At 60.4% G+C, this 26,644-nt stretch carries 24 protein-coding genes; 21 read left to right on the plus strand and 3 right to left on the minus strand.

Annotated elements, in window-relative coordinates:
- Window positions 1-73: 73 nt before the first annotated feature.
- The 6 genes from HU731_RS09500 (at window position 74) to HU731_RS09525 (ending at window position 5,254) form a co-directional block, all read left to right on the plus strand.
- Entirely contained in the window at window positions 74-670 is a 597-nt protein-coding gene (locus HU731_RS09500) for a septation protein A (protein ID WP_044267795.1), read from the plus strand.
- 1 nt (window position 671) lies between these two features.
- Window positions 672-971: a YciI family protein gene (locus HU731_RS09505; RefSeq protein WP_186607918.1), complete on the plus strand. Its 300-nt coding sequence runs from the start codon at window positions 672-674 to the stop codon at window positions 969-971.
- A gap of 100 nt (window positions 972-1,071) precedes the next feature.
- Window positions 1,072-1,749, plus strand: a complete 678-nt coding sequence (locus tag HU731_RS09510; protein WP_003193803.1) for a response regulator transcription factor — start codon at window positions 1,072-1,074, stop codon at window positions 1,747-1,749.
- Window positions 1,750-1,996: 247 nt separating this feature from the next.
- Window positions 1,997-2,455, plus strand: a complete 459-nt coding sequence (locus HU731_RS09515) for an LTXXQ domain protein (RefSeq protein WP_032895550.1) — start codon at window positions 1,997-1,999, stop codon at window positions 2,453-2,455.
- 65 nt (window positions 2,456-2,520) lie between these two features.
- Window positions 2,521-3,867, plus strand: coding sequence for a sensor histidine kinase (locus HU731_RS09520; protein ID WP_186607917.1), 1,347 nt, complete (start codon window positions 2,521-2,523; stop codon window positions 3,865-3,867).
- Window positions 3,868-3,904: 37 nt separating this feature from the next.
- A complete protein-coding gene (locus HU731_RS09525; RefSeq protein WP_186607916.1) occupies window positions 3,905-5,254 on the plus strand; it encodes a CoA transferase in 1,350 nt (449 codons plus the stop codon).
- Between the two features lie 104 nt (window positions 5,255-5,358).
- Here the strand turns inward: HU731_RS09525 and HU731_RS09530 are convergent, their stop codons facing one another.
- Window positions 5,359-6,210, minus strand: coding sequence for a DNA-3-methyladenine glycosylase family protein (locus HU731_RS09530; RefSeq protein ID WP_186607915.1), 852 nt, complete (start codon window positions 6,208-6,210; stop codon window positions 5,359-5,361).
- Entirely contained in the window at window positions 6,207-7,634 is a 1,428-nt protein-coding gene (gene arcD / locus HU731_RS09535; RefSeq protein ID WP_186607914.1) for an arginine-ornithine antiporter, read from the minus strand. The genes HU731_RS09530 and arcD (HU731_RS09535) overlap by 4 nt, the downstream gene beginning before the upstream one ends.
- Before the next feature lie 396 nt (window positions 7,635-8,030).
- Between arcD (HU731_RS09535) and arcD (HU731_RS09540) the strand changes: the two genes are divergently transcribed.
- From arcD (HU731_RS09540) to HU731_RS09595, 12 genes are all read left to right on the plus strand, one after another.
- Complete coding sequence (arcD, locus tag HU731_RS09540) at window positions 8,031-9,458, plus strand: arginine-ornithine antiporter (protein WP_032895542.1); 1,428 nt, start codon at window positions 8,031-8,033, stop codon at window positions 9,456-9,458.
- Window positions 9,459-9,482: 24 nt separating this feature from the next.
- Window positions 9,483-10,739 (plus strand): arginine deiminase, encoded by a 1,257-nt coding sequence (gene arcA, locus HU731_RS09545; protein ID WP_186607913.1) that lies wholly within the window; start codon window positions 9,483-9,485, stop codon window positions 10,737-10,739.
- Between the two features lie 12 nt (window positions 10,740-10,751).
- Window positions 10,752-11,762 (plus strand): ornithine carbamoyltransferase, encoded by a 1,011-nt coding sequence (locus HU731_RS09550; protein WP_003193818.1) that lies wholly within the window; start codon window positions 10,752-10,754, stop codon window positions 11,760-11,762.
- Window positions 11,763-11,910: 148 nt separating this feature from the next.
- On the plus strand, window positions 11,911-12,840 hold the full coding sequence (arcC, locus tag HU731_RS09555) for a carbamate kinase (protein WP_032895541.1): 930 nt from the start codon (window positions 11,911-11,913) through the stop codon (window positions 12,838-12,840).
- Window positions 12,841-12,858: 18 nt separating this feature from the next.
- Entirely contained in the window at window positions 12,859-13,221 is a 363-nt protein-coding gene (locus tag HU731_RS09560) for a DUF5064 family protein (RefSeq protein WP_186607912.1), read from the plus strand.
- 165 nt (window positions 13,222-13,386) lie between these two features.
- A complete protein-coding gene (gene gcsR, locus HU731_RS09565) occupies window positions 13,387-14,895 on the plus strand; it encodes a transcriptional regulator GcsR (RefSeq protein ID WP_186607911.1) in 1,509 nt (502 codons plus the stop codon).
- 414 nt (window positions 14,896-15,309) lie between these two features.
- Window positions 15,310-15,693 (plus strand): glycine cleavage system protein GcvH, encoded by a 384-nt coding sequence (gene gcvH / locus HU731_RS09570; protein ID WP_186607910.1) that lies wholly within the window; start codon window positions 15,310-15,312, stop codon window positions 15,691-15,693.
- A 10-nt stretch (window positions 15,694-15,703) separates the two neighbouring features.
- Window positions 15,704-18,541 (plus strand): aminomethyl-transferring glycine dehydrogenase, encoded by a 2,838-nt coding sequence (gene gcvP / locus HU731_RS09575; protein WP_186607909.1) that lies wholly within the window; start codon window positions 15,704-15,706, stop codon window positions 18,539-18,541.
- Between the two features lie 158 nt (window positions 18,542-18,699).
- Complete coding sequence (locus HU731_RS09580) at window positions 18,700-20,076, plus strand: L-serine ammonia-lyase (protein WP_186607908.1); 1,377 nt, start codon at window positions 18,700-18,702, stop codon at window positions 20,074-20,076.
- Window positions 20,077-20,115: 39 nt separating this feature from the next.
- The gene (gcvT, locus tag HU731_RS09585; protein ID WP_186607907.1) at window positions 20,116-21,240 is read left to right on the plus strand and encodes a glycine cleavage system aminomethyltransferase GcvT; all 1,125 of its coding nucleotides are present in this window, start codon (window positions 20,116-20,118) and stop codon (window positions 21,238-21,240) included.
- A gap of 393 nt (window positions 21,241-21,633) precedes the next feature.
- On the plus strand, window positions 21,634-21,852 hold the full coding sequence (locus HU731_RS09590) for a cold-shock protein (protein ID WP_003193835.1): 219 nt from the start codon (window positions 21,634-21,636) through the stop codon (window positions 21,850-21,852).
- A gap of 94 nt (window positions 21,853-21,946) precedes the next feature.
- Window positions 21,947-22,435, plus strand: coding sequence for an RDD family protein (locus tag HU731_RS09595; protein WP_186607906.1), 489 nt, complete (start codon window positions 21,947-21,949; stop codon window positions 22,433-22,435).
- A 207-nt stretch (window positions 22,436-22,642) separates the two neighbouring features.
- On the opposite strand, the gene nadA is transcribed toward HU731_RS09595, so the two are convergent.
- Complete coding sequence (nadA, locus tag HU731_RS09600; protein WP_003193840.1) at window positions 22,643-23,701, minus strand: quinolinate synthase NadA; 1,059 nt, start codon at window positions 23,699-23,701, stop codon at window positions 22,643-22,645.
- 447 nt (window positions 23,702-24,148) lie between these two features.
- Here nadA and HU731_RS09605 point away from each other — a divergent pair, with 447 nt between their 5' ends.
- The 3 genes from HU731_RS09605 (at window position 24,149) to HU731_RS09615 (ending at window position 26,637) form a co-directional block, all read left to right on the plus strand.
- Complete coding sequence (locus HU731_RS09605; protein WP_186607905.1) at window positions 24,149-24,862, plus strand: autoinducer binding domain-containing protein; 714 nt, start codon at window positions 24,149-24,151, stop codon at window positions 24,860-24,862.
- 179 nt (window positions 24,863-25,041) lie between these two features.
- Window positions 25,042-25,596 (plus strand): acyl-homoserine-lactone synthase, encoded by a 555-nt coding sequence (locus tag HU731_RS09610; protein ID WP_202889559.1) that lies wholly within the window; start codon window positions 25,042-25,044, stop codon window positions 25,594-25,596.
- A gap of 90 nt (window positions 25,597-25,686) precedes the next feature.
- A complete protein-coding gene (locus HU731_RS09615) occupies window positions 25,687-26,637 on the plus strand; it encodes a diiron oxygenase (protein WP_186607904.1) in 951 nt (316 codons plus the stop codon).
- The last annotated feature ends 7 nt before the right edge of the window (window positions 26,638-26,644 follow it).

Raw genomic sequence — 26,644 nt, forward strand, 5'->3', positions numbered from 1 at the left:
TCAAGTCAGCTGGCGCTATCGCAACCAAGGATGTTTGTTATTATGCCGCCACATCCAGCTTCTGGCTCTTACTGTGAAACAATTCATCGACTTCATCCCGCTGTTGCTGTTTTTCATCGTTACCAAACTCGACCCCAGGGTCATCGAAATCGCCGGCCACGAGTTATCGTTCGGGGGCATCTACAGCGCCACCGCCGTACTGATCGTCAGCTCCATCGTGGTCTACGGCGCCATCTTCATCTCCCAGCGCAAGCTGGAAAAAAGCCAGTGGCTCACGCTTATCGCCTGCCTGGTCTTCGGTGGCCTGACCCTGGCCTTCCACAGTGAAACCTTCCTTAAATGGAAAGCCCCGGTGGTGAACTGGCTGTTCGCCCTGGTGTTCATCGGCAGCCACTTCATCGGTGACCGCCTGCTGATCAAGCGGATCATGGGCCATGCGCTGACCTTGCCGGAGCCGGTGTGGGTACGCCTGAACGTGGCCTGGATCGTGTTTTTCCTGTTCTGCGGCGCCGCCAACCTGTTCGTGGCCTTTACCTTCCAGGATTACTGGGTCGACTTCAAAGTGTTCGGCAGCCTGGGCATGACCGTGTTGTTTTTGATCGGCCAGGGTATCTACCTGTCGCGTCACCTGCATGACACCGCAGCTACCACACCAAAAACCGAGGACTGACATGCTCTACGCCATCATTGCCACCGACGTTGCCAACTCCCTGGAAAAACGCCTGAGCGTACGCCCGGCCCACGTCGAGCGCCTCAAACAGCTGCAAGCCGAAGGCCGCATCGTACTGGCCGGCCCGCATCCGGCCGTCGACAGCAATGAGCCCGGCGACGCCGGTTTCACCGGCAGCCTGATCGTGGCCGAGTTCGCCTCCCTGGCCGACGCCGAGGCCTGGGCCAAGGCAGACCCTTACGTTGCAGCAGGCGTCTACGCCGATGTGGTGATCAAGCCGTTCAAGCAAGTCTTGCCTTGAGCCCGGCTGCGTCGAACCTAATCGTTTCGGCGTACTCATAATGGCTCACGGCGTCACCGGTGGGGCCTTCGCCGCCGACAATGGCTAAATTGAGTGAGTCATGAGCGAGCTGTTACTGATAGATGATGACCAGGAGCTCTGTGAGCTGCTGACCAGTTGGCTGAGCCAGGAAGGTTTCCAGGTGCGCGCCTGCCACGACGGCTTGAGCGCCCGTAAAGCCTTGGCCGACAGTGCGCCGGCGGCCGTCGTGCTCGACGTGATGCTGCCCGACGGCAGCGGCCTGGAGCTGCTCAAGCAATTGCGCAACGACCACCCGGAGCTGCCGGTGCTGATGCTCTCGGCCCGGGGCGAACCCCTGGACCGCATCCTTGGCCTGGAACTGGGCGCCGACGACTATCTGGCCAAGCCTTGCGATCCACGTGAGCTGACGGCGCGCCTGCGCGCCGTATTACGCCGCAGCCACCCGGCCGCGGTGTCGACCCAGCTGGAACTGGGCGACCTGTGCTTCAGCCCGGTGCGCGGCGTGGTCAGCATCGATGAACAGGAGTTCGCCCTCACCGTCTCCGAAAGCCGCCTGCTCGAAGCCCTGCTGCGCCAACCCGGCGAGCCCCTGGACAAACAGGAACTGGCGCAGATCGCCCTGGGCCGCAAGCTGACCCTGTATGACCGCAGCCTGGACATGCACGTCAGCAACCTGCGCAAAAAGATCGGCCCACACCCCGATGGCCGGCCAAGGATCGTGGCGTTGCGCAGTCGTGGCTATTACTACAGCCTCTAAACACAATACAGCCCCCTGTAGGAGCGAGCTTGCTCGCGAAAAACGCCAACGATAACGCAGGCATCCTGATTAAACGCGGTGCCTATACGTTCTTCGCGAGCAAGCTCGCTCCTACAGAGACCGGGCTTTGTCAGTGCCTATCAAACCCGTCTTTACCGAAGCTTTACCCTCCCCTGACCGCCGCTGACCTTGCTCTGCGTAACCTACTCACATCCGGACTCACCGGAATAGAGACAGGAGAATCACCATGCGCAAGACCCTTATCGCTTTGATGTTCGCCACTGCCCTGCCCACCGTTGCCATGGCAATGCCGGAAGGCCCAGGCCCGATGGGTGGCCCTGAAAGCCGCATGATGGGTGGCCCAGGCCACGGTGAACACGGCCCGCGTGGCAAAGGCGGCCCGTTCAGCCAGCTGGACTTGAGCAAGGAACAGCGCGAGCAGATCCGCAAGCTGATGGGTGACCAATGGCACGCCCGCAAAGACCTGACCCAAAAGTACCTGGACAAACTCCCCGCCGCTGACCAGAAGGCCATGCAGGACGAAATCGCCGCCGGCAAGCAGAAAACCCAGGCCGATATCCGTGCCGTGCTCAAGCCCGACCAGCAGAAGAAGTACGACGATATCGTCAAGAAGCAAGCCGAGCGCCGCGCCGAATGGAAAGAGTTCCAGGCCTGGAAAGCCCAGCAAGCGCAAAAAGCGCAATAATGGCCTAGCTTCACCCCCAGCCCAGTGGTTCACGCCGCTGGGCTTTTCCTGTTTGAGGGTTTCCTGTGCGTTCATTGTTCTGGCGTATCCTGGCGAGTTTCTGGCTGGCCATCGCCCTGGTTGCCGGGTTATCGATCCTGCTTGGGCACATGCTCAACCAGGACGCCTGGATTCTCAGCCGCCACCCTGGCCTCAACAACCTGGCCCAGGAGTGGACGCAGCTCTACGAAACCCAGGGCGAAGACGCCGCCCAGGACTTGTTGCAGCAGCGCAAACGCCAGTACCACATCGACGTGCAAGTGCTTAACGAAAGCGGCGATCCGGTGGTGCGCGGCACCTTCCCGCGCCGCGCCGCCGCCTTCGAAGCCCGGCAGAACGACAGCCAGGACGGCCACCTGCCCTGGCGGCGCCTGACCGCCGAGTACACCAGCGCCAAAACCGGCGATACCTACCTGCTGATTTACCGTATCCCTCACCCGGAGCTGGACGCCTGGCACCGCAGCAGCCTGCTGTGGCCGCTCAGTGCATTGGCGATTACCCTGGTGGTACTGACCCTGTTCAGCTTGCTGGTGACCTTGTCCATCACCCGCCCGCTCAGCCGTCTGCGCGGCGCGGTGCATGACCTGGGGCAAACCACCTATCAACAGAACAGCCTGGCGCAACTGGCCAACAGGCGTGATGAATTCGGCGTGCTGGCCAACGACTTCAACCGCATGGGCGCGCGCTTGCAAAGCCTGATCGGCAGCCAGCGCCAATTGCTGCGCGACGTCTCCCACGAACTGCGCTCACCCCTGGCACGCTTGCGTATCGCCCTGGCCCTGGCCGAACGCGCCAGCCCCGAAGAACGGGAAAAACTCTGGCCGCGCCTGACCCGCGAATGCGATCGCCTGGAAGCCTTGATCAGCGAGATCCTGGTATTGGCACGGGTCGACGCCGACAACGCCAGCGCCGAAGACATCGACCTCAACCCGTTGCTTAAAACGCTGCAAAAGGACGCCCAACTCAGTGCCCCCGAGCAAGTGGTGCAACTGACGACTGCCAATGATTTGCAGCTCAAAGGCTGGCCGACCATGATCGAACGCGCCGTGGACAACCTGCTGCGCAATGCCCAGCGCTTCAACCCGGTGGGCCAACCGATTGAATTGCAGGCCCAGCATCAAGGCGGGCGCATTCTGATCAGCGTACGCGACCACGGCCGCGGCGTTGAAGCCGAGCACCTGAGCCAATTGGGCGAGCCGTTCTACCGGGCGCCGGGCCAGACCGCCCAAGGCCATGGCCTGGGCCTGGCCATCGCCCGTCGCGCCGCCGAACGCCACGGCGGCAACCTGATCCTGGCCAACCATCCCGATGGCGGCTTTATCGCCAGCATCGAACTGCCCTTGATCCCTGGGGTTGCCACACCGGTGGGATGATCTTCTATAGTGGCCCTTCTCTTACGGAGGGCCTTTGATGACTGACCTGCTGACTCCCATCCAAGCCGCACTCGCTCTACCGCACGCCCCACTGCCCCAGGCGCAGGCCGGTGCCTTGCCTTCGACCTTTGCCGTCACTGACCTGGCGGCCGCCAGCATCGGCGCCGCGGGCCAAGCCGTCGCCCAGTTGATTGAGCAACAAACCGGGCGCCTGCCCAGCGTCAGCGTGGATCGACGCCAGGCCTCGTTGTGGTTCTCCTCGTCGATTCGCCCCGTGGGTTGGCAAGTGCCGCCTTTGTGGGACCCGGTAGCGGGTGACTACGCCAGCGTCGATGGCTGGATTCGCTTGCACACCAACGCGCCCCATCATCGTGCAGCGGCCGAGCGGGTATTGGGGCCTGCCGCTGATCGCGCAGCAATGGCAAGTAAAGTTGCGACCTGGAAAGCCGCCGAACTGGAACAGGCGGTTGTCGATGCGGGCGGTTGTGCGGCGCAGATGCGTAGCTGGCAAGCCTGGCAGCAGCATCCCCAAGGCCTGGCGGTAAACGCCGAGGCGTTGATCCAGCGCCAGGTCTTCGAACCTGGCACCGACAAACCCTGGCTCGGCTCAGCCGCTCGCCCACTGGCTGGCATCAAAGTGCTGGATTTGACCCGCGTACTGGCCGGCCCGGTGGCCAGTCGTTTCCTCGCAGGCTTAGGCGCCGACGTACTGCGCATCGACTCGCCCAGCTGGAACGAACCCGGCGTGGTGCCGGAAATGACCCTGGGCAAACGCTGCGCCCGCCTTGATTTAAAGAGCCGCGAAGGCCGAAAGGTGTTCGAAGCGTTGCTCAAGGACGCCGACATCCTGTTCCACGGCTACCGCGCCGATGCCCTGGAACAACTGGGTTATACCCTTGGCGAACGGCAACATATCGCCCCCGGCCTGATCGACGTCAGCCTCAACGCCTACGGCTGGAGCGGCCCATGGCGCAATCGTCGTGGCTTTGACAGCCTGGTACAGATGAGCAGCGGGATTGCCGAGGCCGGCATGGCCTGGAAACAGGCGGATAAACCACTGCCGCTGCCGGTGCAGGCGCTGGATCACGCCACCGGCTACTTGATGGCCGCCAGTGCGATCCGGGCGTTGGCCGAGCGCCTCGAATCCGGGCGCGGCGGATCGGCGCGCTTGTCGTTGGCGCGCACGGCGAAGTTGCTGGTGGAGGCCGGGCCAGTGGCACAGCAAGCGGCATTGCGCGAGGAAGACATTAATGACCAAGGCCTGGTCGTGGAGCAGACAGCCTGGGGCCAGGCCCATCGGCTACTGGCGCCGCTGAGTATCAGTGGCACGCCGTTGCAGTGGGATTTGCCGGCGGTGGAACTGGGCTCGCACCGGCCTCAGTGGTGACTAATACCCTGTAGGAGCGAGCTTGCTCGCGAAGGTCGCCAACGATAACGCGGGAAACCTGATACACAGCGGCGTTCTCAGGTTTTTCGCGAGCAAGCTCGCTCCTACAGGGTTGTCCACAAATGCTGCGCCGCATACGCCCTCAACGGCCGCCACGCCTCGGCCCGTGCCAATAACTGCCGGGCCGACACTGGCCCACCTTCCAAAGCCGCCAAAGCATTGATCAGCCCGATGTCCCCCGTCGCAAACGCATCCGCCTCGCGCAACTGGCGCATGGCGATGTACTGCGCGGTCCACTCTCCAATCCCCGGCAACGCCACCAACCGTGCCACGCCATCCTTGAGGCTGGCCTTGGGTTGGAAAAGCTGAGGGTCATCCAACAGCGCCTGGGCCACACCAGACAAGGTACGGCCCCGCGCCTTGGGCATGCCCAGCGTGGCCAGGTCCGCCGCCGCCAGCACTTCAGGTGTCGGGAACAGGTGGGTAATACCGGCGTGCGGGGTTGGCAGCGCCTGGCCATACTGCGCCACGAGCTTGCCCGCCAGGCGAATCGCCGCCACCACGGTGATCTGCTGGCCCAGCACTGCACGCATCGCCAGTTCCAACCCATCCCAGGTGCCAGGCAACCGCAGGCCAGGGCGAGCCGCAACCAGTTGCGCCATCAGGGGGTCTTGTGCCAATTGCGCGTTGATCACCTCAGGTACCGCGTCCAGATCAAACATCCTGCGCAAGCGCCGCTCGATCTCAGGCATGGCGGCAGGCTCGGGAAAGTCGACCGTCACCTCCAGCCAATCCCCCGCCCCCGGTTCGACGCAGACCCAGCCATGTCGCCCAGCCACACTGATGCTGCGTCGATACACGCCGGCGACCACCGTTTCCAGCCCGGTAATCGCCCGCGCCGATAGGAACCCCAGCATCGCCGCCCAGTCGTAGGGCGGCTGATACGCCAATCTCACAGTGACAATACCCCGCTGTACAGCCCATACGCGGCCAACCCGGCGCCCGCGATCACGCCGCTGAAAATGCCTTTTTCCACGGTGGTAAATAACGGTTGGCCCTGCTCGCGCTTGGCCAGGGCAAACAGGATCACGCCCGGTGCGTACAGCAACGCCGACAGCAGCAAGTACTTCAAGCCCCCCGCATACAGCAGCCAGATCGCGTAGCCGAGGGCAACCAGCCCCACCAACAGATCTTTCATGCGCCGGCGCTGCCAGCCGGTATAGGTTTCGCCGCGCGCGCTCAACAGCACCGCATAGGCCGCCGACCACAAATAAGGCACCAGGATCATCGACGACGCCAGGTAGATCAGGGTGGTGTAGGTGCTGGCTGAAAACAGCGTGATCACCAGGAATGCCTGGATCATCACGTTGGTCAGCCATAAGGCATTGACCGGCACCTGATTGGCGTTTTCCTTCTTCAGGAACGCCGGCATGGTCTTGTCCTGGGCGGTGGCATAGAGGATTTCCGCGCACAGCAGCGCCCAGGAGAGCAACGCCCCGAGCAGCGAAACCGCCAGGCCGAGGCTGATCAATACCGCGCCCCAAGGCCCGACGATATGCTCCAACACACCGGCCAGGGACGGGTTCTGCAACTGTGCCAGCTCCGGCTGGCTCATGATGCCCAGGGACAGCACGTTCACCAGCACCAGCAAGGCCAGCACGCCCACAAAACCAATCACCGTGGCGCGCCCCACGTCCGAGCGTTTCTGTGCTCGCGCCGAGTACACACTGGCGCCTTCGATGCCGATAAATACAAACACCGTGACCAGCATCATGTGGCGCACCTGCTCGACCACGCTGCCCATCTGCGGGTTACCCAGGCCCCAGATATCGCGAGTGAAGATATCCGCCTTGAATGCAACCGCAGCGATCACGATAAACATCAACAGCGGCACGATCTTCGCCACCGTCGTCACCTGGTTGATAAACGCCGCCTCTTTGATGCCGCGCATCACCAGAAAATGCACCGCCCACAGCAACAGCGACGCGCAGCCGATGGCCAACGGGGTATTGCCCTGGCCGAACGCCGGAAAAAAGTAGCCGAGGGTGCTGAACAGCAAGACGAAATAACCGACGTTGCCCATCCACGCACTGATCCAGTAACCCCAGGCGGACGAAAAACCCATGTAGTCGCCGAACCCTGCCTTGGCGTACGCATACACTCCGGAATCCAGTTCGGGCTTACGGTTCGCCAACGTCTGGAACACAAAGGCCAAGGTCAGCATGCCGATGGCGGTGATTGCCCAGCCGATCAGTATGGCGCCCACATCGGCACGGGCGGCCATGTTCTGCGGCAGTGAAAAGATGCCGCCGCCAATCATCGAGCCCACCACCAGGGCGATCAGGGCGCTGAGCCGAAGTTTCTGGGCGGGTTGAGACATGCAGGTTCCTCGAAATAAACGGTTGGGCAACAACTGCGCCCACACGTAATTCAAATTAATGACGGTGTCATAACATAAGGATATGTAAAGGCGCGAAGTTTAGGCTTATTTAGAATTTAAATACGTCAATTATGAAGTACTCGACAAACAACGTACAAAAAATTTGCACATCCGCAAATAAGAACTAGCGTCAACACCCATGCCCTCGACCAACTGATTAACCACAAAGCAGAGAGCGCTCTAGCAAGCGCCTTTGCGGGACTCGTTCGCCCGCAAAATCTCACCCTAAGTCGTTAATTCACAATGGAATGTGCCAATGAAGTGATCTGAGTCAGCTGTTTGCTTAGCGCACGGAATTATTCTGTGGTCTCTCTTCTCCTGCATTGGAGTCATGCAATGTCTGAAACTCCCGGAAAACTTCGATTAGGCGCCCTGGTCGCACTTGTCGTCGGCTCGATGATTGGCGGCGGCATCTTTTCATTGCCACAAAACATGGCCGCCAGCGCCGATGTCGGTGCGGTGCTGATTGGCTGGGTGATTACCGCCATCGGCATGTTGACCCTCGCCTTCGTGTTCCAGACCCTCGCCAACCGCAAGCCCGACCTCGACGGCGGGGTGTACGCCTACGCCAAGGCCGGTTTCGGCGACTACATGGGTTTTTCATCCGCCTGGGGTTACTGGATCAGCGCCTGGCTGGGCAACGTCGGCTACTTCGTCTTGCTGTTCAGCACCCTGGGCTACTTCTTCCCGGTCTTTGGCGAGGGCAATACGCCTACGGCGGTGATCGCTGCGTCAGTGCTGTTGTGGGCCGTGCATTTCCTGGTGCTGCGCGGGATCAAGGAAGCCGCGTTCATCAACCTGGTGACCACCGTCGCCAAGGTGGTGCCGCTGCTGCTGTTCGTGCTCATCGCCCTGTTCGCGTTCAAGCTGGACATCTTCACCGCTGACATCTGGGGCGTGAAAAACCCGGACCTGGGCAGTGTGATGAACCAGGTGCGCAACATGATGCTGGTCACCGTGTGGGTGTTTATCGGCATCGAAGGCGCGAGCATCTTCTCGTCCCGTGCCGAAAAACGCAGCGACGTGGGCAAGGCCACCGTGATCGGCTTTATCACCGTGCTGCTGTTCCTGATGCTGGTGAACGTGCTGTCCCTGGGGATCATGACCCAGCCGGAACTGGCCAAGCTGCAGAACCCGTCGATGGCCGCCGTGCTGGAGCATGTGGTGGGCCACTGGGGCGCGGTGCTGATCAGCGTGGGCTTGATCATCTCCCTGCTCGGCGCGCTGCTGTCCTGGGTGCTGCTATGTGCGGAGATCATGTTCGCCGCCGCCAAGGACCACACCATGCCGGAGTTTCTGCGCAAGGAAAACGCTAACCATGTGCCGGTCAACGCCCTGTGGCTGACCAACGCAATGGTGCAGATATTCCTGGTGATCACGCTGTTTTCCGCCAGCACTTACCTGTCGCTGATCTACCTCGCCACCTCGATGATCCTGGTGCCTTACCTGTGGTCGGCGGCCTATGCCCTGCTGCTGGCGGTGCGCGGCGAGACTTACGAGAACGCCCTCAAAGAGCGCAAGAAAGACCTGTTCATCGGCGCCATCGCCCTGATCTATGCGATCTGGCTGCTGTATGCCGGCGGCACCAAATACCTGCTGCTCTCCGCCCTGCTCTACGCCCCCGGCGCGATCCTGTTCGCCAAGGCCAAGCGTGAACTGGGCAAACCGATTTTCACCCCCGTCGAGAAGCTGATTTTCGCCGCAGTGGTCATTGGCGCCCTGGTGGCGGCCTATGGGCTCTACGACGGCTTCCTGACCCTGTAATTGTTGTTCACTGGAGGATCTGTAATGACCACGGAAAAAGTGAAGTACGGCGTACATTCCGAAGCCGGCAAACTGCGCAAAGTCATGGTGTGCTCCCCAGGTTTGGCCCACCAGCGGCTGACCCCCAACAACTGCGACGAACTGCTGTTCGATGATGTGCTGTGGGTGGCCCAGGCCAAGCGCGACCACTTCGACTTCGTCACCAAGATGCGCGAGCGGGACATTGATGTGCTGGAAATGCACAACCTGCTCACCGACATCGTCGCCAACCCCGAAGCGCTGGACTGGATCCTGGAGCGCAAGATCACCGCCAACACGGTCGGCCTGGGGCTGGTCGATGAAGTGAGCGCCTGGCTGCGCAGCCTGGAGCCGCGCAAAATCAGCGAATACCTGATTGGCGGCGTATCGGCCGACGACCTGCCGAGCAGCTTCGGTGGCAAGACCATCGAGATGTTCCGCGATTTTCTCGGCCACGCCAGTTTCATCCTGCCGCCGCTGCCCAATACCCAGTTCACCCGCGACACCACCTGCTGGATCTACGGCGGCGTGACGCTCAACCCGATGTACTGGCCGGCGCGACGCCAGGAAACCCTGCTGACCAGCGCCATCTATAAATTCCACCCTGAGTTCACCAACGCGGACTTCCAGATCTGGTACGGCGACCCCGACCAGGAACATGGCGCCGCGACGCTGGAAGGCGGCGACGTGATGCCGATTGGCAATGGCGTGGTGTTGATCGGCATGGGTGAGCGCTCGTCCCACCAGGCTATCGGCCAACTGGCGCGCAACCTGTTCCAGAACAAAGCCGTGGAACGCGTCATCGTTGCCGGCCTGCCCAAATCCCGCGCGGCGATGCACCTGGACACCGTGTTCAGCTTCTGCGACCGCGACCTGGTTACCGTTTTCCCCGAAGTGGTCAACCAGATCGTGCCGTTCACTCTGCGCCCTGACGAGAGCAAGCCCCACGGCATCGACATCCAGCGCGAGAAAACCAACTTCCTCGAAACCGTGGCCGCAGCCCTCAACCTCAAGGCCCTGCGCGTGGTCGAGACCGGCGGCAACAGCTTCGCCGCCGAACGCGAGCAATGGGATGACGGCAACAACGTGGTGGCCGTGGAGCCGGGCGTGGTGATTGGCTACGACCGCAACACCTACACCAACACCTTGCTGCGCAAGGCCGGTGTGGAAGTCATCACCATCAGCGCCGGTGAACTTGGCCGTGGCCGTGGCGGCGGCCACTGCATGACCTGCCCGATCATCCGCGACCCTATCGACTACTAAGGAGATTCCATCATGGCTTTCAATATGCGCAACCGCAGCCTGCTGTCGCTGATGCACCACACCACCCGCGAGCTGCATTACCTGTTGGACCTGTCCCGTGACCTCAAACGCGCCAAATACACCGGCACCGAGCGTCCGCACCTGCAGGGCAAGAACATCGCGCTGATCTTCGAAAAAACCTCGACCCGCACTCGCTGTGCCTTCGAAGTCGCGGCCCACGACCAAGGCGCCCACGTCACCTATATCGACCCGGTGTCGTCGCAGATCGGCCACAAAGAAAGCATGAAAGACACCGCCCGCGTACTGGGCCGGATGTTCGACGCCATTGAATACCGTGGCTTTGAACAGGAGATCGTCGAAGAGCTGGCCAAGTTCGCGGGCGTGCCGGTGTTCAACGGCCTCACCGCCGAATTCCACCCGACCCAGATGATCGCCGACACCCTGACCATGCGCGAACACAGCGACAAGCCGCTGCATGACATCAGCTACGCCTACCTGGGTGATGCACGCTACAACATGGGCAACTCGCTGCTGATGATCGGCGCCAAGCTCGGCATGGACGTGCGCATCGGCGCGCCGAAAGCGCTGTGGCCCCATGAAGATTTCATCAAGGAGTGCCAGGCCTTTGCCGAGGAAAGCGGCGCACGCATCACCATCACCGAAGACCCTGCAGAGGCCGTGAAGGGCGTGGACTTCATCCACACCGATATCTGGGTGTCCATGGGCGAACCGGTGGAAGCGTGGGACGAGCGCATCGAGCAACTGCTGCCGTACCAGGTCAACGCCAAGATGATGAAAGCCTCGGGCAACCCTCGGGTGAAATTCATGCATTGCCTGCCGGCGTTCCACAACAGTGAAACCAAGGTCGGCAAGGACATTGCGGCGCGCTATCCGCACTTGGCCAATGGCGTGGAAGTGACCGAAGAGGTGTTCGAGTCGCCGGCCAATATCGCCTTCGAGCAAGCGGAAAACCGCATGCATACCATCAAGGCGATTCTGGTGTCGGCGTTGGCGGATATCTAAACCCTGCCGCGATCCCACTGTAGGAGCGAGCTTGCTCGCGAAAAACTCAAGGGCACCGCGTTCATCCAGAATGGGCGCGTTATCGTTGACCGCCTTCGCGAGCAAGCTCGCTCCTACACCGGATTGCGAGCTCTAGAAGGATTGCATTATGCGCATCGTCGTAGCCCTGGGCGGCAACGCCCTCCTGCGTCGTGGTGAACCCATGACCGCAGACAATCAACGGGCCAACATCCGTATCGCCACCGAACAGATCGCCAAGATCCACCCCGGCAACGAACTGGTGATCGCCCACGGCAATGGCCCGCAAGTGGGCCTGCTGTCGTTGCAGGCAGCGGCCTATACCAGCGTCTCGCCTTACCCGCTGGACGTGCTGGGCGCCGAGACCGAGGGCATGATCGGCTACATCATCGAACAGGAACTGGGCAACCTGCTGGACTTTGAAGTGCCGTTCGCCACCCTGCTCACCCAAGTGGAAGTGGACGCCAAGGACCCGGCCTTCCAGAACCCCACCAAGCCCATCGGCCCGGTATACGCCAAAGCCGAAGCAGAGAAACTCGCCGCCGAAAAAGGCTGGGCCATCGCGCCCGACGGCGACAAATACCGCCGCGTGGTCGCCAGCCCGCGCCCCAAACGCATCTTTGAAATCCGCCCGATCAAATGGCTGCTGGAGAAAAAAGCCATCGTGATCTGCGCCGGTGGTGGCGGCATCCCGACCATGTATGGCGAAGATGGCAAGCTGCGCGGCATTGAAGCCGTGATCGACAAAGATCTGTGCTCCTCCTTGCTGGCCACGCAACTGGAGGCCGATTTGCTGGTGATCGCCACCGACGTCAACGCTGCCTTTATCGACTTCGGCAAGCCCACCCAGAAGGCCATCGGCCAGGCCCACCCGGACGACATGGAAAAACTCGGCTTCGCCGCCGGCTCCATGGGCCCCAAGGTCCAGGCCGCCTGCGAGTTCGCCCGCCAGACTGGCAAAACCGCGGTGATCGGTTCACTCTCGGACATCGAAGCCATCGTCCAGGGCAGCGCCGGCACCCGCATCAGCACGGCAACACCTGGCATCACCTACCTGTGAAGTTGAGGAGAAACGCCTATGGCTATCTTTGAACCCGGCCACCTGCATATCGAGCGACACGCGCTGAACAAGGACGATGTCAGCTACGACCTGTGCCTGGACTACGAAGTCTTCACGGATGAGCGCGAAGGCAAAGGCATGCAGTTCACCCTGCACGGCAGCATCCAGGGCAAGGACATGAAAGAGACCTTTTTCCTGCCCAAGGACCAGGCCTACAACTTCGCCAGCAATGTGACCAAGATTGTTGAAAAACACGGTATTCCCAAGACCCATAGCAGCGTCGGCTCGCAGCACAAGCACTACGATCTGATGTTCGAGGATGTGCGCAAGCAGTTGGATATGAAATCCGGCGACCCGGTCAAACCCGAACACCTGGAATAACAGCCCCAATTGTAGGAGCGAGCTTGCTCGCGAAGATCGCTATATCAACACGCGCATTCAGACAACCCGCGTTATCGTTGACGTTTTTCGCGAGCAAGCTCGCTCCTACAGATTTCACCTCTGGCATACTTGCCGCCTCTGCTCTTCAGAATTGCCAATCGCCCCATGCGTATCCACGTCAGCTTCATCGACCGCGTCGGCATCACCCAGGAAGTCCTGGCCTTGCTCGGTGGGCGCAATCTCAATCTGGATGCGGTGGAGATGGTGCCGCCCAATGTCTATATCGACGCGCCGACCCTCAGCGCCGACGTGCTCGAAGAGCTGCGCGACGCGTTGTTCAGCGTGCACGGCGTGCAGGCGGTAAAGGTCGTCGACATCCTTCCCGGCCAGCGTCGCCACTTGCAACTCGACGCCCTGCTGGCAGCCATGACCGACCCGGTGCTGGCCCTGGACAGCGCGGGCAAGATTTTGCTGGCGAACCCGGCATTGATCGCCTTGTACGGGCGTGAACCGGCCGGCGAAAGCATCGCCGAGCTGTTCGATGACGCGGCATTGCTGGAGACCCTGCTGGAGCAGGGCTTTCGCTTGCCGCTGCGCGAGATCAGCGTGAACGGCCAGACCCTGCTGCTGGGCGCCACGCCGATCACCGACGCCGGCGCCCTGCTCACGCTCTACCAGCCCAACCGCATCGGCGAACAACTGTCGGCGCTGCACCATGACCATGCCGAAGGGTTTGATGCGCTACTGGGCGAGTCGCCGGCGATCCGCACGCTCAAGGCCCGGGCGCAACGGGTGGCGGCGCTGGATGCACCGCTGCTGATCCAGGGCGAAACCGGCACCGGCAAAGAGCTGGTGGCCCGCGCCTGCCACGCCATCAGCACGCGTCACAGTGCGCCGTTTCTGGCACTGAACTGCGCGGCGCTGCCGGAAAACCTCGCCGAAAGCGAATTGTTTGGCTATGCGCCAGGCGCCTTTACCGGCGCGCAACGCGGTGGCAAACCGGGGCTGATGGAGCTGGCCAACCAGGGCACGGTGTTCCTCGATGAAATCGGTGAAATGTCGCCGTACCTGCAAGCCAAGCTGCTGCGTTTTCTCAATGATGGCAGCTTTCGTCGCGTGGGCGGCGACCGCGAAGTGAAGGTCAATGTGCGCATCCTCAGCGCCACCCACCGCGACCTGGAAAAGATGGTCAGCGAAGGCACCTTTCGCGAAGACCTGTTCTACCGCCTCAACGTGCTCAACGTCGCCGTACCGCCCTTGCGTGAACGCGGCCAGGACATCCTGCTGCTGGCGCGCTACTTCATGCAGCAAGCCTGCGCGCAGATCCAGCGCCCGGTCTGCCGCCTGGCGCCCGGCACCTATCCTGCCCTGCTGGGCAACCACTGGCCGGGCAACGTGCGGCAGTTGCAAAACGTGATCTTCCGCGCTGCCGCCGTCTGCGAAAGCAGCTTGGTGGACATCGGCGACCTGGACATTGCCGGCACCTCCGTGGCGCGCCAGAACGATGGTGAAGTCGACAGCCTGGAACAGGCCGTGGAAGATTTCGAGCGCAGCCTGCTGGAAAGCCTCTACAGCCGCTACCCCTCCACCCGCCAACTGGCCAGCCGCTTGCAAACCTCCCACACGGCTATCGCCCACCGCCTGCGCAAGTACGGCATTCCCAACAAACCCTGAGCCATGTTCTCTCCACTGTAGGAGCGAGCTTGCTCGCGAAAAACCCGAGGGCGCCAGGTTCATCCAGGCTTCCCGCGTCATCGTTGACGATCTTCGCGAGCAAGCTCGCTCCTACAGTGGGGCGCATTACAGTTTTGGTCTGGGAACGACACTCAGTGTACTGAAAGCGCTACAGCGTAACGATATCGCTACAACCCTGCTTTTTGCGCGCCATGCAAGGCTTTGATCCGCATAGGCTTTTTTTCACGCACCCAACTGTAGCGAAATCGCTACAGCTCGTTACGCCCACCTTATCGCAGAATCTGTTAAGCATTTGATATATAACGAATTAATAACATTGGCCGCGATATTGCTAAGCAACTCCCCATTATTCCAATCCCGTCCACCAGACGATTCTGGCCCTGAGGAGTTTCCATGAGCGAGTTGCGTTTCACTGAAGATCACGAATGGCTGCGCGCCGAAGCCGATGGCAGCGTCACCGTGGGTATCACCGCGTTTGCGCAGAACGCGCTGGGTGATGTGGTTTTCGTGCAACTGCCGGAGTTGCAGGCTTACGAAAAAGGCGCCGAAGCCTCCACCGTTGAGTCGGTAAAAGCCGCCAGCGGTGTGTACATGCCGTTGGACGGTGAAGTGCTGGAAGTCAACGACAAGCTCGATGGCAGCCCGGAACTGGTCAACGAAGACCCGATGGGCGAAGGCTGGTTCTTCCGCTTTAAACCGGCCGATGCCAGTGCAGTGGCTAAGCTGTTGGATCAGGATGCGTACGACCGCCTGATCAAAGCCAACGCTGAAGCCTGAGGAGCGCGCCATGACCGTTAATCTGACCACCGCCAACGAATTCATCGCCCGCCACATCGGCCCGCGCCAGGAAGATGAGCAGCAAATGCTCGCCAGCCTGGGGTTTGATTCCCTGGAAGCCCTGAGCGCCAGCGTGATCCCGGAAAGCATCAAGGGCACCAGCGTGCTCGGCCTGGAAGACGGCTTGAGCGAAGCCCAAGCCCTGGCCAAGATCAAGGCCATTGCCGGCCAGAACCAACTGTTCAAAACCTACATCGGCCAGGGCTACTACAACTGCCATACGCCGTCGCCGATCCTGCGCAACCTGTTGGAAAACCCGGCCTGGTACACCGCCTATACGCCCTACCAGCCGGAGATTTCCCAAGGCCGCCTGGAAGCCCTGCTGAATTTCCAGACCCTGATCAGCGACCTCACCGGCCTGCCGATTGCCAACGCCTCCCTGCTCGACGAAGCCACCGCTGCCGCCGAAGCCATGACCTTCTGCAAGCGCCTGAGCAAGAACAAAAGCAGCAACGCGTTCTTCGCGTCGGTGCACAGCCACCCACAAACCCTCGACGTCCTGCGTACCCGTGCCGAGCCACTGGGCATCGATGTAGTGGTGGGCGATGAGCGCGAACTGACCGACGTCAGCCCGTTCTTCGGCGCCCTGCTGCAATACCCGGCCAGCAACGGCGATGTGTTCGACTATCGCGAACTGACCGAACGTTTCCACGCCGCCAACGCACTGGTCGCCGTGGCTGCCGACTTGCTGGCCCTGACCCTGCTGACGCCGCCGGGTGAATTCGGCGCCGACGTCGCCATCGGCAGCGCACAGCGCTTTGGCGTGCCGCTGGGTTTTGGTGGCCCGCACGCGGCGTACTTCTCCACCAAGGATGCGTTCAAGCGCGACATGCCTGGCCGTCTGGTCGGCGTTTCCGTTGACCGCTTCGGCAAGCCGGCCCTGCGCCTGGCCATGCAGACCCGCGAGCAACATATCCGCCGCGAGAAAGCCACCAGCAACATCTGCACAGCCCAAGTGCTGCTGGCCAACATTGCCAGCATGTACGCCGTGTACCACGGCCCCAAAGGCCTGACCCAGATCGCCCAGCGTATTCACCAGTTAACTGCGATCCTGGCCAAGGGCTTGACCGCCCTGGGCCAGAACGTCGAGCAGGCACACTTCTTCGACACCCTGACAATTAACACCGGCGCCCACACCGCGGCCCTGCACGACAAGGCCCGCGCCCAGCGCATCAACCTGCGTGTAGTAGACGGCGAGCGCGTGGGCTTGTCGGTCGACGAAACCACCACCCAGGCCGATATCCAGGCCTTGTGGGCCATCTTCGCGGACGGCAAAACCCTGCCAGCCTTTGCTGCCACCGACAGCACCCTGCCGAACGCATTGCTGCGCCAGTCGCCAATCCTCAGCCACCCGGTGTTCAACCGCTATCACTCGGAAACCGAGCTGATGCGCTACCTGCGCAAACTGGCCGACAAGGACCTGGCCCTGGACCGCACCATGATCCCGCTGGGCTCGTGCACCATGAAGCTCAACGCCGCCAGCGAAATGATCCCGGTGACCTGGGCCGAATTCGGTGCCCTGCACCCATTCGCTCCCGCTGCGCAAAGCGCCGGCTACCAGCAACTGACCAGCGAACTGGAAGCCATGCTCTGCGCGGCCACCGGTTACGACGCGATCTCCCTGCAGCCGAACGCCGGCTCCCAGGGTGAATACGCAGGCCTGTTGGCCATCCGTGCCTATCACCAGAGCCGTGGCGAAGAACGTCGCGACATCTGCCTGATCCCATCGTCAGCCCACGGCACCAACCCTGCCACCGCCAACATGGCCGGCATGCGCGTGGTGGTCACCGCTTGCGATGCACGCGGCAACGTCGACATCGAAGACCTGCGCGCCAAGGCCATCGAGCACCGCGAGCACCTTGCCGCGCTGATGATCACCTACCCGTCCACCCACGGGGTGTTCGAGGAAGGTATCCGCGAAATCTGCGGGATCATTCACGACAACGGCGGCCAGGTGTACATCGACGGCGCCAACATGAACGCCATGGTCGGCCTCTGCGCACCGGGCAAGTTCGGTGGCGACGTGTCCCACCTGAACCTGCACAAAACCTTCTGCATCCCCCACGGCGGTGGCGGCCCGGGCGTTGGCCCGATTGGCGTCAAGTCGCACCTCACGCCATTCCTGCCTGGCCACGCAGCCATGGAGCGCAAGGAAGGCGCGGTGTGCGCTGCGCCGTTCGGCAGCGCGAGCATTTTGCCAATCACCTGGATGTACATCAGCATGATGGGCGGCGCCGGCCTCAAGCGCGCGTCGCAGTTGGCGATCCTGAATGCCAACTACATTTCCCGCCGCCTGGAAGAGCACTACCCCGTGCTGTACACCGGCAGCAATGGCCTGGTGGCCCACGAATGCATCCTGGACCTGCGCCCGTTGAAAGACAGCAGCGGCATCAGCGTGGACGACGTGGCCAAGCGCCTGATCGATTTTGGTTTCCATGCGCCGACCATGTCGTTCCCGGTGGCCGGCACCTTGATGATCGAGCCGACCGAAAGTGAATCCAAGGAAGAACTGGACCGCTTCTGCGACGCCATGATCGCCATCCGCGAAGAGATCCGCGCGGTAGAAAACGGCACCCTCGACAAAGACGACAACCCCCTCAAGAACGCGCCGCACACGGCTGCGGAACTGGTGGGCGAATGGAGCCACCCATACAGCCGTGAACAAGCGGTGTACCCGGTAGCGTCGTTGATCGAAGGCAAGTACTGGCCGCCGGTTGGCCGGGTCGACAACGTGTTTGGCGATCGCAACCTGGTGTGTGCGTGCCCGTCGATCGAGAGCTACGCCTGATAATGCCCCACCTGTAGGAGCGAGCTTGCTCGCGAAGAACCTGAGATCGCCGCTCAAATCTGATTGAACGTGGCGCCTATAAGTTTTTCGCGAGCAAGCTCGCTCCTACAGGGAAGGGGTGGATTGGGTTCCCAATAATAAGAAACCGGAGAACAACCATGTCCCTTAGCGTGTTCGACCTGTTCAAGATTGGCATCGGCCCCTCCAGCTCCCACACCGTCGGCCCGATGCTTGCCGCCGCTCGATTCGTCGAGGGGCTCAAGCGTGACAACCTGCTGGAGGCCACCACTGGCATCAAGGTGGAACTCTACGGGTCGCTGGGCGCCACCGGCAAAGGCCACGGCAGCGACAAGGCCGTGCTGCTGGGCCTGGAAGGCGAACACCCGGACACCGTGAACACCGAAACCGTGGCTGCACGCCTGGCGCAGATGCGCAGTGACGGGCGCCTCAACCTGCTCGGCGAACACAGCATTGCGTTCAACGAGAAAGAACACCTGGCGATGATTCGCAAGCCCCTTGCCTATCATCCCAACGGCATGATTTTTCGTGCCTTTGACGCCGCCGGCATCCAGATCCGCAGCCGCGAGTATTACTCGGTCGGTGGTGGTTTCGTGGTGGATGAAGACGCGGCCGGCGCCGACCGTATCGTCGAAGACGCCACGCCCCTGACCTTCCCGTTCAAACACGCCAAGGATTTGCTTGGCCATTGCACCACCTATGGCCTGTCCATCAGCCAGGTGATGCTGACCAATGAAAGCGCCTGGCGCCCGGAAGCGGAAACCCGCAGCGGTTTGTTGAAGATCTGGCAGGTGATGCAGGACTGCGTCGATGCTGGCTGTCGCAACGAAGGCATCTTGCCCGGAGGCTTGAAGGTCAAGCGCCGGGCAGCGGCCTTGCACCGGCAGTTGTGCAAGAACCCGGAGTCGGCGCTGCGCGACCCGCTGTCGGTGCTCGATTGGGTCAACCTGTATGCGCTGGCAGTCAACGAAGAAAACGCCAATGGCGGGCGTGTGGTCACCGCGCCCACTAACGGCGCAGCCGGGATCATTCCCGCCGTGCTGCATTACTACATGCGCTTCATCCCCGGCGCGAACGAAGACGGCGTGGTGCGCTTTTTGCTCACCGCCGCCGCCATCGGCATTTTGTACAAGGAAAACGCTTCGATCTCAGGCGCCGAAGTCGGGTGCCAGGGCGAAGTCGGCGTGGCCTGTTCCATGGCCGCAGGCGCACTCTGTGAAGTGCTGGGCGGCAGCGTGTCCCAAGTGGAAAACGCTGCCGAGATCGGCATGGAACACAACCTCGGCCTGACCTGCGACCCGATTGGCGGGCTGGTGCAGGTGCCGTGCATCGAGCGCAATGCCATGGGCTCGGTGAAGGCGATCAATGCGGTGCGCATGGCCCTGCGTGGCGACGGGCAGCACTTCGTGTCCCTCGACAAGGTCATCCGCACCATGCGCCAGACCGGCGCCGACATGAAAAGCAAATACAAGGAAACCGCCCGTGGCGGTTTGGCGGTCAACATTATCGAGTGCTGACGCCCACAAGCGCGTCGGCACGTTTTTCAGGAGCTGAATATGTCCACCGAAACCCTGTTGAAAACTCCACTGCACGCCCTGCACCTGGAACTGGGCGCACGCATGGTGCCCTTCGCCGGCTACGACATGCCGGTGCAGTACCCCTTGGGCGTGATGAAAGAACACCTGCACACCCGTGAACAGGCCGGGTTGTTCGACGTGTCCCACATGGGCCAGATCCGCCTCACCGGCGCGAATGCCGCCAAGGCCCTGGAAACCCTGGTACCCGTCGATATCATCGACCTGCCAGTCGGCATGCAGCGCTATGCGATGTTCACCAATGAGCAAGGCGGCATCCTCGACGACCTGATGGTCGCCAACCTGGGTAACGACGAGTTGTTCCTGGTGGTCAACGCGGCTTGCAAGGACCAGGATCTGGCGCACCTGCGCGCACATATCGGCGACCAATGCACCATCGAACCGCTGTTCGAAGAACGCGCCCTGCTGGCCCTGCAAGGCCCGGCGGCGGTGAAGGTATTGGCGCGCCTGGCCCCTGAAGTCACCCAGATGACCTTCATGCAATTTGCCACCCTGCGTTTGCTGGACGTGGACTGCTACGTCAGCCGCTCCGGCTACACCGGTGAAGACGGCTTTGAAATCTCCGTACCGGCGGCCAATGCCGAGAGCCTGGCCCGCAGCCTGTTGGCCGAAACCGAAGTGCAGGCCATCGGCCTGGGCGCCCGCGATTCGCTGCGCCTGGAAGCCGGCCTGTGCCTGTACGGCCACGACATGAACACCGACACCACCCCGATCGAAGCCAGCCTGCTGTGGGCGATCTCCAAGGCTCGACGTGCCGATGGCCCGCGGGCCGGTGGCTTCCCTGGCGCCGACCGCATCTTCACCCAGCAGCAAACCGGTGTGGCGCGCAAACGCGTAGGCCTGCTGCCGCAGGAGCGTACCCCGGTGCGTGAAGGCGCAGAAATCGTCGATGCACAAGGTACGGTTATCGGCAGCGTGTGCAGCGGCGGCTTTGGCCCCACCTTGGGCGGCCCATTGGCGATGGGTTACCTGGACAGCGCATTTGTCGCACTGGATACCGAAGTTTGCGCAATGGTACGTGGGAAAAAGGTGCCACTGCGTGTAAGTAAAATGCCATTCGTTCCGCAACGTTACTACCGCGGCTGATTGACTGTTTCTATAAGTAACGCGGTTGCGTTAACGTGCACTAAACTGTAACGCAACCGCCATAAAACAGTGCATTCACGATAGGCTTTTTTATAGCTACCGCTCTATAACAAGTGAGCAACTCTATCGAATAAGCCGGCACCCGAACATTCAACAAAGTGTCATGAGACCCAGTAAAATCAAGGCCTTCCCCAGGGCTTGTTTTTTTCATCTTAGTTGGCGTAGAGTTTGCCCACTGTGTTTGCATGGGTCGCTTGGAACCTGGACCTGGGCAGTAGCTGAAGTAGTTGCTACAACCCGTTCGACGTCTCTTAACTTTCCTGCAACCCAGCCCAGTACTCTTTCGTGTGAAAGGGGCTGTCATTAATTTTTAGCGTCAAAGGAAAGAAGAAAATGTCGGATAGCAAACGTCAGAGCGGTACCGTCAAGTGGTTCAACGACGAGAAAGGGTTTGGTTTTATCACTCCTGAAAGCGGCCCGGATCTGTTCGTGCATTTCCGCGCCATTCAGGGCAACGGCTTCAAAAGCCTGAAGGAAGGCCAGAAGGTCACCTTCGTTTCAGTTCAAGGCCAGAAAGGCCTGCAGGCTGACGAAGTCCAAGCAGAAGGCTGATCCTTCCTGCGACAAAAAGCCCCTGATATGACATCAGGGGCTTTTTTATGGGCGCCATTGCGTAAACTGCGTGCTTTCTTCAGAGAGCCCTGCCATGTCCAAACCCCTGTTGAGCCCCCGGGGCGAATTCCCCGCCGTTGGCCTGGGCCGCCGCCTGGCAGCGATGTTCTACGACTTCCTGTTGTGCACCGCCTTGCTGATCGTCACCGCGTTTATCTACAAGCTGGTGTGGATCGCCTTCGTGGGCGAAGCGAAGATGCGCACGCTCACCGAATCCGGCGCGCTGGACGGTGACCCGTTGCTGTCGACGATCCTGTTGTTCGTGCTGTTTGGTTTCTTCGCCAAGTTCTGGACCCATTCGGGGCAAACCCTGGGCATGCAGGTGTGGGGCGTGCGCGTGCAGAACGCCGACGGCTCGCGGATCAGCCTGTGGCAGGCACTGTTGCGTTTTGTGGTGTCGATTGCGTCATGGCTGTGCGTGGGGCTGGGGTTTATCTGGTCGTTGTTCGATAAACAAAAACGCAGCTGGCATGACATCTATTCGGATACCCAACTGGTGCGGATTCCGAAGCAAAAGAAGTAACTCAAGCGCATCACAGATTAACTGTGGGAGCTGGCCTTCTGTAGGAGCGAGCTTGCTCGCGAAAAACGTCAACGATAACGCGTGCTGCTGAATGAACGCGGCGCCTTTGAATTTTTCGCGAGCAAGCTCGCTCCTACAAAAACGCCTTAACTCACTGGCATTAAGGCAAGCCAGCTCCCACATTTTGATTTGTGCTCAGCCTGAGGATCAGGCGTTGCCGGCCAGCTTCAACCGTGCAGCCTGGGTAAAGTCGAGCATGCGCTTGAGCGGCCGTACCGCCTGTGGAATCACCGCCGGTTCCACGAAGATCTCATTGCTGCCCTCCCGCAAACACTGCAACGTACGCTCCAGCGTATTCATCGCCATCCACGGGCAGTGCGCGCAACTGCGGCAGGCTGCGCCGTTACCGGCGGTAGGCGCTTCGACGAAAACTTTGTCCGGGCACAGCTGCTGCATCTTGTAGAAGATGCCGCGGTCGGTGGCGACGATAAAGGTCTTGTTCGGCAAGCGTTGCGCAGCGGCGATCAGTTGGCTGGTGGAGCCCACCGCGTCAGCCAGTTCGATCACCGAAGTCGGTGACTCCGGGTGCACCAGGATCGCCGCATCCGGGTACAGCGCCTTCATGTCTTCGAGTTGCTTGGACTTGAATTCTTCGTGGACGATGCAGGCACCGTCCCAAAGCAGCATGTCGGCACCGGTCTGGCGCTGGATGTAGGTGCCCAAGTGTTTGTCCGGGCCCCAGATAATGGTCTCGCCGTTGTCCATCAGGCTTTCGACGATCTCCAGCGCGCAGCTGGAAGTCACCACCCAATCCGCCCGGGCTTTGACCGCCGCCGAGGTGTTGGCATACACCACCACGGTGCGCTCGGGGTGTTGATCGCAGAACGCAGAAAACTCATCCACGGGGCAACCCAGGTCCAGGGAGCAGGTGGCTTCCAGGGTAGGCATCAGGATGCGTTTTTCAGGCGTGAGGATCTTGGCGGTCTCCCCCATGAAGCGCACGCCGGCTACCAGTACGGTCTTGGCCGGGTGGGCGGCGCCGAAGCGGGCCATCTCCAGGGAGTCGGAAACACAGCCGCCGGTTTCTTCGGCCAGGGCCTGAATCACCGGGTCGCAATAAAAGTGGGCAACCAGCACTGCATCCTGAGCCTTGAGCTCGGCGGCGATTGCGGTTCGCAGGCTCGCCTCTTCGGCAGCGCTGAGCACCTTGGGCTGCTTGGCGTCGAGGTGGGCTTGAACCAGTAGGCGTTCGGAAATGTGCGTCATGTTCGCAAGACCTGCAGGCGCAGTAGCGCGAAAGTCGAGTGTACCACCGGCTCCGGAGCCCTTCGGGCGCCGCCGGACGAAGTGTTTTTGTTCATCAAGTACGGGTAAAACTGAAGCTGCGCAAGGCTACAGAATATCCAATGGATTCAAAAGCCTAATCTACAGGTGAAGACACGCCGGCCGCACAGAGCTCCCACTTACAGTTTCACTAGTGCGAGCGGCCCGTTGGTAGTATCTTCGCCGCGATGTTTCAAAACATTTCACACCTGCATGTATGTCGGTCGGATCTGCATCATGGAGGAGCTGCTGAAGAATAAAGATGGGCTAACCGGCTGCATTCTCTGCCGGACACAAGGCCGCTCCCCGCACCTCGACCCGGTGTGGAGAGTAAGGCGCAGCCTCCAAAACGTGTGACTCGCCGTTGAGATAGAGAGACAAGGAGGTCTGATGGATACATGGAAGAGCGATATGTGGGGCATTTTCGAGCTCGACGGCTGTGAACAAACCATCTTCAAAAAAATAACAGCTGCCGCTCAGCAGCTCGGTTTTGATCACTGCGCTTACGGCTTGCAACTGCCCCTACCCCTGACAGCCCCCAAAGTCATTATTCTCGACAACTACCCTGAGGCATGGCGAGCCCGCTACAGCGCCGCTCACTATATGAAAGATGATCCCGCCGTCCTGCATGGTCGTCGCACTCAAGCCCCGTTGATCTGGAGTGCATCGAGCTTTTGCCAAGCTGCGCAACTGTGGGAGGAGGCCAATGCTCACGGCATCAACGTCGGCTGGTCGCAGTCGCACATCGATTTGGTCGGTGCCGGCGGCATGCTCAGCGTGTCCAGGTCTGCTCAAACGTTAAGTTCATCAGAACTGGCACACATTGAAAACAGGCTGACCTGGTTGGTCTCCATTGCCCATTCTTCCTTGTCGAGGGCCATCACTCATCGCCATCGAAAAGAACAAGATCCCAACCTGACGTTCCGTGAATTGGAGGTCTTGAAATGGACAGCCGACGGAAAGTCAGCAAGCGAAATTTCGGACATTCTTACTGTGTCCAAAAACACCATAGACTTTCATATCAAGAACGCCGTACTCAAACTCAAGACATGCAATAAAACCGCTGCCGTCGTGCGGGCGGCCATGTTGGGTTTATTAGTATGACCTTATCACCCCCAACGTCAATAAACCATCACCGCGCAACACTAAGGCAATGCCAATTTCTTGGCATGAACGAAACTTAACACGCCGTGCCCAAACGGGCAACCTACGATTTATAGTAGGTGGCCTGAGATCATTTTTTATATCTAATTGCCTGGCAGATTCTCGCCAGGTGATCAAAAGTGCACTTCATTACCGGAACATCATCCACACTTACGCCCTCTGTAATGAACGCGATAGGACAATATCGCCATAAAGTGTTCGTTGAGCACCTGGGCTGGAAGCTCAATTGCACTAACGGTCTCGAATACGATCAATTTGATCGCGACGACACTGTCTATGTGGTCGCTCAGAATGATGATGAACAGATCATCGGCACCGCCCGACTGCTCAGCACTACCCGTCCTTATTTATTGAGCGAAGTGTTCCCCGAGTTATTGAGCGGCGAAGCACCGCCGAACTCGGAAACTGTCCTGGAGTTGTCTCGCTTCGCGGCGATGGATTTCGAGACTCGAAACAAAAGAGTCGCCTCTCAGTTTTCTTCCGATGTCGCTATCGACTTGATGCGCAAAACACTGGCGAGCGCCGCCGGGCAAGGCGCAAGCAAGCTGATCACCGTATCGCCGCTGGGCGTGGAACGGTTGCTGCGCAACGTCGGCATTCATGCCAGCCGCGCTGGAAAAGTCACGCACTCCGACGGCAAGAAAATTTTCGCATCGTGGATAACGGTGGCGTGACTCGTCGTCTTTTTTTCATTCGCTGACAGACACAACACAGCCGGCCGCGACTTCGCTCGGGCCTCGTATCTCAATCCCTGGAGGGCCGTCATGCCTGCAACTGAACTACTGAACAAGATCACCGACACGTGGTACGCCAAGGCCACCGTACGTTCAACACCGCGGATTCTTGTGCCCGACTACAGCGGCGAGCAGCTTATTTATCCAGTGGCACGCTGCTCTATTTGCGAGCACCCCTTGGTATCGGCGCTGGGCCCGCAGGTGCGCTCTTATATTCTGACTCAGGCCGCCTATCAATTTTTATACGGCGTCGGTTTACTCGAAACCAAGTTTGTCATCCAGTGCTGCCTGGACATGCTTCACAATCATATCAAAGGCATCAACGATGCCGCTAAGTTGCAGGCACTGACGGTTATCGTCGACGAGGGTTACCATGCCCATGTTGCGCTTGACTACATCATTCAAATGAAGAAAAAAAGCGCAATAGAACCCTTGGAAGTGCCGCAGACCAATCGAAAACTTGATGCGACCGCGCGAGCTTATGCGGCCTTGCCGGAAGACATGCGCATGGACTTCCAGCTCCTGGCCGTGACAATCGCGGAGAACGTCCTGACCGATGAAGTTGCCAACCTTGGTCGTGAGCGGGAACTCGCTCAGTCATTTACCACCTTGATGATGGACCATGTACGCGATGAGGGCCGCCACTCTCGATTCTTTGCTGATCTTATGAAAGAACGCTGGCCACAACTTCCACGCGAGACACAAGAACACATTGGCTTAATGCTCCCGGCCTACTTGGATGATTTCCTCGGGGCCGACCTCAGTCGTCGTTTCGAACGCAGAATACTCGCTGAATGCGGTTTGTCCGACGCCCAAGCAGAGCGCGTTATTGATGAGTCCGATCCGCATTTCTCAACGGATCAGGAGCGCATGAAGAAATCGATATTGCAGCGCATCTACCGACTGCTCAACCAGATCGGCGTATTAGAACTTGACAGTGTTAAGGATGCTTTTTCAGATCGCAACTATGTCACGTCTTGAGTATTAA

The sequence above is a fragment of the Pseudomonas salmasensis genome (genome assembly GCF_014268375.2).
GTDB lineage: Bacteria > Pseudomonadota > Gammaproteobacteria > Pseudomonadales > Pseudomonadaceae > Aquipseudomonas > Aquipseudomonas salmasensis.